Source organism: Methylobacterium sp. A52T (genome assembly GCF_053346095.1).
The window spans coordinates 1-6,241 of sequence record NZ_JBKFBI010000216.1; the positions used below are offsets into that span (position 1 = coordinate 1).

Below are 6,241 nucleotides of genomic sequence, written 5' to 3' on the forward strand. Positions count from 1 at the left end.
CCTTGGCGGCCGGCTTCGCGGCCTGGGTCGCGGGGGGTGTCGCGAAGGCGAGGGTCGGCGCGAGCAAGCCCGCGATCAGGAGAGGCGTGCCGCGCATGGCGTCTCGTAAGCTCCGCTGGGCCCGGGGCCGCCGGCGGCGGAGGACCGGGAGCGGGTTCTGCGGCATCAGGCCGACGGCGACAAGGGCTCCCGGACGGGCTCCCGGACGGGGTCCCGGATAGGCTCCCGGCGGGCCGCCTGGGCCGGTCGCCTGCCCGGTGCCGGGGCCTTCGGGCCGCGCACGAGCGCCACGAGCGGGAGCGACAGGCCGACGGCCAGCACCCACCAGGCCGGCCGGATCGGCCCGGAGAAGTCCAGGTTGGCGGCGAGGACGAGGTTGGCCGGCACACCGCTGGCGAGGCCGTACCACGCGGCCTCCAGCCCCGCGGTCAGGAGCCCGGCGACGATCGCCAGGAGGAGGAGCGACCAGGGCCGCTCCGGCCACTGGAAGCGCCGCATCACCCGCCAGCCCATCAGCAGCAGGAACAGGCCCGCCGAGAAGACCGGGTCGGTAACGTCGATCTTCGACTGCAGGAAGTAGTGGACCAGGGCCGCCACGGCGATCGTGTAGGTGAGGCGGTGCAGGCGGTTCCAGTTCGGGCCGAGGTTGCGGATCGCCGCGTCCGTGGAGGTCAGCCCCAAGGCGATCAGGCCGATCAGGGCCACGAAGCCGATCGTCAGGTAGAGCCGGAGCGCGATCTCCGAGATCACCTTGGTGAGGATCAGGTTCTGGTCGACGGCGTAGAGGGTCAGGTGGGCCACCGCGTAGGCCATCACGGTGACGCCGAGCATGCGCCGCACGACGAGGACCTTCGACCAGTCCGCGAGGCGGCGCAGCGGCGAGATCGCCAGCGAGAAGAGCAGGAAGCGCACCGCCCACTCGCCGGTGGCGTGGATCAGCGCGGTGATCGGTTTCGCCCCGAGGGCGTCGAGCCGGTAGGCGGCCGCGAGGTAGAGCGCGGGCGCGACGCAGCACGCGAACACCGCGAGCTTCAGCCAGGAGACGCGGCCGGCGCGGTCGAGCCAGGGGAGGGGGATGCCGAGGGCGGCGGCCGAGCGAGCGATCATGGGTCCGAACGGAAGCTTCGCGGTGGATGACGGCGCCGCGCCGATGGCCCGGGCCACCGGCGGGAACGGCTGCCCGGGCCATCGGTGCCGTCACGGGTCGGTTCGCCGCGGGCGTTCGCGGGTTACAGGGCGGCGTTGACCTGTGTTGTGGTTGACCGCGCCGTTCCCGCGGCGAGATAGCGGGACGACGGACGTTGGAGGGATCCCATGCAGTATCGCACGCTCGGCCGCTCGGGCCTCAAGGTCTCGCCGATCTGTCTCGGCACGATGATGTTCGGCGGCCCCACCGACGAGGCCACGGCCGGCCGCGTCGTCGCCAGCGCCCGGGAGGCCGGGATCAACTTCATCGACACGGCCAACGTCTACACGGAGGGCCGCTCGGAGGAGATCACCGGCCGGGCGATCAGGGCCGAGCGCGACGCCTGGGTCCTGGCCACCAAGGTCGCCAACCCGACCGGGCCAGGCGTCAACGACCGCGGCCTCTCGCGGGTCCACGTGATGAGGGCCGCCGAGGACAGCCTGCGCCGCCTCGGCACGGATTTCATCGACATCTACTACCTCCACAAGGAGGACCACGACACGCCTCTGGCCGAGACGGTCCGGGCGATCGCCGACCTCGTGCGGGCGGGCAAGATCCGCCATTTCGGCGTCTCGAATCACCGCTCCTGGCGGGTCGCCGAGATCTGCCGGCTCTGCGACGAGGCCGGGATCGACCGGCCGGTGGTGAGCCAGCCGTACTACAACGCCTTCAACCGGATGCCCGAGACCGAGCACCTGCCGGCCTGCGCGCATTTCGGGCTCGGCGTCGTGCCGTACTCGCCGCTCGCGCGCGGCGTGCTCACCGGCAAGTACGACCCCGACGCGCCGCCGCCGGCCGAGTCGCGCGCCGGCCGCCAGGACGCCCGGATGATGCAGACCGAGTGGCGCCCGGAATCCCTGCGCATCGCCCGGACCCTGAGGGAGCACGCCGAGGCCCGCGGCATCACGGCCGGCCAGTTCGCCACCGCCTGGGTGCTGAACAACCGGCTCGTCACGGGCGTGATCGCCGGGCCGCGGACGGAGGCGCAGTGGCAGGAATATCTCGGCGCCCTCGACTACGCCTTCACTTCGGAGGACGAGGCGCTGGTCGACGGGTTCGTGGCCGCGGGGCATCCGACGACGCCGGGCTACAACGATCCGGCCTATCCGCTGGAGGGGCGGGTGCCGCGCAGCGGCTGAGCAAAGGCGATCTCCGACCGAACCCCTCATCCCGGGGTGCGAGCGTGGAGGCACCGCGGGACGAGGCCGAGATCGGGACCAGCGGGCGCGCGCGGCGCGGCGGATCCACCTTGCGCTCCGGGCCGAGGGCCGCTATCTAGCTCTCAACAGTTCTGATGGCAGTCGAGAGGCTGCGGTTCGGGAGTGGGCCCCACCGGGTCCGCTCTTTTTTTTCGCCGCACACCCTCTCGCCGCACGAGGCCCCGCGCCGCGGGCGGCCAGGCAGAACGCCGCGAAGGTTGCGCGCTGAACACCCATGTCGTCCGAGATTGAAGCGGATCTGTCCGAGAAGCGCCTCGTCCGCGAGGCCGGAGTCGCCGCGCGCGTCGCGCAGGCGATCGAGGGTCCGCTCGCGGGCCTCGGCTTCCGGCTGGTCCGGGTGCGGATGTCCAACGTCAACGGCTGCACCGTGCAGATCATGGCGGAGCGGCCGGACGGCACCTTCACCATCGACGATTGCGAGGCGGTGAGCCGCGCGATCTCGCCGATCCTCGACGTCGACGATCCGGTGGGCGGCGCCTACAACCTCGAAGTGTCCTCGCCGGGGATCGACCGGCCGCTGGTGCGGGTCTCCGACTTCGCCCGCTGGGCGGGCTACGAGGCCAAGGTCGAGCTGAGCCCACCGCTGGACGGACGCAAGCGCTTCCGCGGCATCCTCGGCGCGCCGGACCCGACGGGCGCGACCGTCCCGATCGACCTGCCCGACGTGAAGGAAGGGCTGCCGAGCCGCATCGACCTGCCGCTGAAGGACCTCGCCGAGGCCCATCTCGTCCTCACCGACGAGTTGATCCGCGAGTCGCTGCGCCGCGGCGGGCCTCCCGCCACGGACGAGGCCGACGAGGCCGAGGACGAGGAGGCGGCCGCGGAGAGCGCGCCGCTGGCGCGCGCACCGTTCCAGCCGAAGGGCCCCCGCAAGGCCAGTCCCGCGGCCAAGCCCCAGAAGCAGGCCCGGACCGGCCCGAAGAAGCCCATCGTGACCAAGGCGTCCCGGCTCAAGGACCGCGACTCCCTGCACTGAGACCCCCGCGTCGGCCGCCCGGCGGCCGGCCCGAAGATTTGACGGAAGAGAAGGACCGACACCGATGGCCGTCGTCAGCGCCAACAGGCTCGAACTCCTCCAGATCGCCGACGCGGTCGCCCGCGAGAAGGTGATCGACCGCTCCATCGTGATCGACGCGATGGAGGAGGCGATCGCCAAGGCCGCCCGCTCCCGCTACGGCGCCGAGACCGACGTTCACGCCGAGATCGACCCGAAGACCGGGGCGCTGCGCCTCTCGCGCCACCTCCTGGTCGTCGACCAGGTGGAGAACGACGCCCGCGAGATCACCCTCGACCAGGCCCGCCGCTACAACCCGGGCGCGCTGGTCGGCGACGTCATCTCCGACACGCTGCCGCCCTTCGATTTCGGCCGCGTGGCCGCGCAGTCGGCCAAGCAGGTCATTGTCCAGAAGGTGCGCGACGCCGAGCGCGCCCGCCAGTTCGACGAGTACAAGGACCGCATCGGCGAGATCCTCAACGGCATCGTGAAGCGCGTCGAGTACGGCAACGTGATCGTCGATCTCGGCCGCGGCGAGGGCATCGTGCGCCGGGACGAGATGATCCCGCGCGAGACCTTCCGGCCGGGCGACCGGATCCGCTCCTACCTGTTCGACGTGCGCTCGGAAGTGCGCGGCCCGCAGATCTTCCTGTCGCGCTCGCACCCGCAGTTCATGGCCAAGCTGTTCGGCCAGGAAGTGCCGGAGATCTACGACGGCATCGTCGAGGTGAAGGCGGTGGCCCGCGATCCGGGCTCCCGCGCCAAGATCGCGGTGATCTCCCGCGACGGCAGCATCGACCCGGTCGGCGCCTGCGTCGGCATGCGCGGCTCGCGCGTGCAGGCGGTCGTCGGCGAGCTTCAGGGCGAGAAGATCGACATCATCCCGTGGTCGGAGGACGAGGCGACCTTCATCGTCAACGCGCTCCAGCCCGCCGAGGTGGTGAAGGTGGTGCTCGACGAGGAGGCCGACCGCATCGAGGTGGTGGTGCCGGACGACCAGCTGTCGCTGGCGATCGGCCGCCGCGGCCAGAACGTGCGCCTCGCCTCGCAGCTCACCGGCTGGGACATCGACATCCTGACCGAGGCCGAGGAATCGGAGCGCCGCCAGAAGGAGTTCGCTGAGCGGACCCAGGTATTCATGGAGGCGCTCGACGTCGACGAGACCGTCGGCCAGCTGCTCGCCGCGGAAGGCTTCCGCAACGTCGAGGAGATCGCCTACGTCGACATCCAGGAGCTCTCGGGCATCCAGGGTCTCGACGAGGAGACCGGCACCGAGATCCAGGCCCGCGCCCAGGATCACCTCGCCCGGATCGAGCAGGCGCACGACGCCCGCCGCACCGAACTCGGCGTCGCCGACGAGCTGCGCGAGATCGAGGGCATCACCACGCCCATGATGGTCGCCCTCGGCGAGAACGACGTGAAGACCGTCGAGGATCTGGCGGGCTGCGCCACCGACGACCTCGTCGGCTACACGGAGGGCCGCGGACCCGAGGCCGTGCGCCACGCCGGCTACCTCGACGGGTTCGACCTGTCCCGCGCCGAGGCCGAGGCGCTGATCATGGCCGCCCGCCTGAAGGCCGGCTGGATCGAGGCCCTGCCGGAGCCGGAGGCCGAGGAGGGTGCCGAGGTGGCCGAGGGCGAAGAGGCCGCCCCCGCGCAGGCCGAGGCCTGAGACGGGCGCCGGCGGCGGAGGCGCGATGGTCGCGGTCGACACGACCCTGCCCGAGGACGGGCCGGATGCCGGGGGGCTCGATGCCGGCCCCGGCCGCCGCTTGCCCGAGCGGACCTGCATCGTCACGCGCGTCGTCCAGGCGCCGGACGCGATGATCCGGTTCGTGCGCGGGCCGGACGGCAGCGTCGTGCCCGACCTGCGCGCCAAGCTCCCGGGCCGCGGCGCCTGGATCAGCGCCCGGCGCGAGGCGGTCGCGACCGCGGTGCGGAAGAACCTGTTCTCGCGGGCGTTCAAGGGGCCGACCCCGGCCGCCCCCGACCTGCCGGACCGGATCGCCGCCGGGCTGCGGGACGACCTGCGGCAGGCCATCGCCATGGCCAACAAGGCGGGCTGCGTGGTCGCGGGCTTCTCGAAGGTCGAGGCCGCGATCGGCGGCCAGCCCGGCGCGATCGCGGTGATCCACGCCGCCGAGGCGAGCCCGGACGGCCGGCGCAAGATCGCGTCGGCCTTGCACAGGCGCCACGGTGACGCCATGTCAAGGATCCCGATCATCGATGACCTGTCCGAGGACGAATTGGACATGGCCTTAGGTCGGGATCATGTGATACACGCTGCGCTCGTCGCAGGAGCCGGAGCCGCCGGCTGCCTGTCGCGTTGGCGTCGGCTACGCTCCTTCGAGGGCGCCGCCGCGGCGACCGGGGAGCCCGATCCAGCCCGAATCGGCGGGATCGACGAAGCCTCACGTTGACGACGCAGGACTATTTTGACCGGCGCCACCGGGTGTCGGTTCACGGGACGATGGAAACCCTCAGGGTTCAGGCTGAATGAGCGATACGAACAACCCGGGCGACAAGACTCTGAACCGGACTGCCCCGAAGCCGCTCGGCCTCAAGCGGCCGATCGAGGCGGGCACCGTGCGTCAGAGCTTCTCCCATGGCCGCTCCAAGCAGGTCGTGGTCGAGACGGTGAAGCGCCGCGTCATCGGTGCGGCGCCGGCTGCCCCTGCCCGTGAACCCGCACCCGCCCCGCGCCCGGCGGCCCCCGCGCCGACGGCGCCGGCCCCGCGCCCGGCGCAGCGTGCCGCTTCGGGGGTCGTCCTGCGCACCCTGAGCGAGCAGGAGAGTGCGGCCCGCGCCGCCGCCCTCGCCGACGCGCAGCGCCGCGAGGCC

At 72.2% G+C, this 6,241-nt stretch carries 6 protein-coding genes; 5 read left to right on the plus strand and 1 reads right to left on the minus strand.

The genetic code is table 11. The features are described 5' to 3' along the window. Positions 1 to 165: 165 nt before the first annotated feature. Positions 166 to 1,107: a sulfite oxidase heme-binding subunit YedZ gene (locus tag ACLBYE_RS28945; RefSeq protein WP_447696799.1), complete on the minus strand. Its 942-nt coding sequence runs from the start codon at positions 1,105 to 1,107 to the stop codon at positions 166 to 168. A gap of 207 nt (positions 1,108 to 1,314) precedes the next feature. Between ACLBYE_RS28945 and ACLBYE_RS28950 the strand changes: the two genes are divergently transcribed. From ACLBYE_RS28950 to ACLBYE_RS28970, 5 genes are all read left to right on the plus strand, one after another. Next, positions 1,315 to 2,325 (plus strand): aldo/keto reductase, encoded by a 1,011-nt coding sequence (locus ACLBYE_RS28950; protein WP_447696800.1) that lies wholly within the window; start codon positions 1,315 to 1,317, stop codon positions 2,323 to 2,325. Positions 2,326 to 2,620: 295 nt separating this feature from the next. After that, positions 2,621 to 3,382 (plus strand): ribosome maturation factor RimP, encoded by a 762-nt coding sequence (gene rimP / locus ACLBYE_RS28955; RefSeq protein WP_447696801.1) that lies wholly within the window; start codon positions 2,621 to 2,623, stop codon positions 3,380 to 3,382. Between the two features lie 64 nt (positions 3,383 to 3,446). Beyond that, positions 3,447 to 5,072, plus strand: coding sequence for a transcription termination factor NusA (gene nusA, locus ACLBYE_RS28960; protein ID WP_447696802.1), 1,626 nt, complete (start codon positions 3,447 to 3,449; stop codon positions 5,070 to 5,072). A gap of 25 nt (positions 5,073 to 5,097) precedes the next feature. Beyond that, complete coding sequence (locus ACLBYE_RS28965) at positions 5,098 to 5,820, plus strand: RNA-binding protein (RefSeq protein WP_447696803.1); 723 nt, start codon at positions 5,098 to 5,100, stop codon at positions 5,818 to 5,820. A 76-nt stretch (positions 5,821 to 5,896) separates the two neighbouring features. Then, positions 5,897 to 6,241 (plus strand): translation initiation factor IF-2 associated domain-containing protein (locus ACLBYE_RS28970; RefSeq protein ID WP_447696804.1); only part of this gene is annotated, 345 nt, incomplete at its 3' end.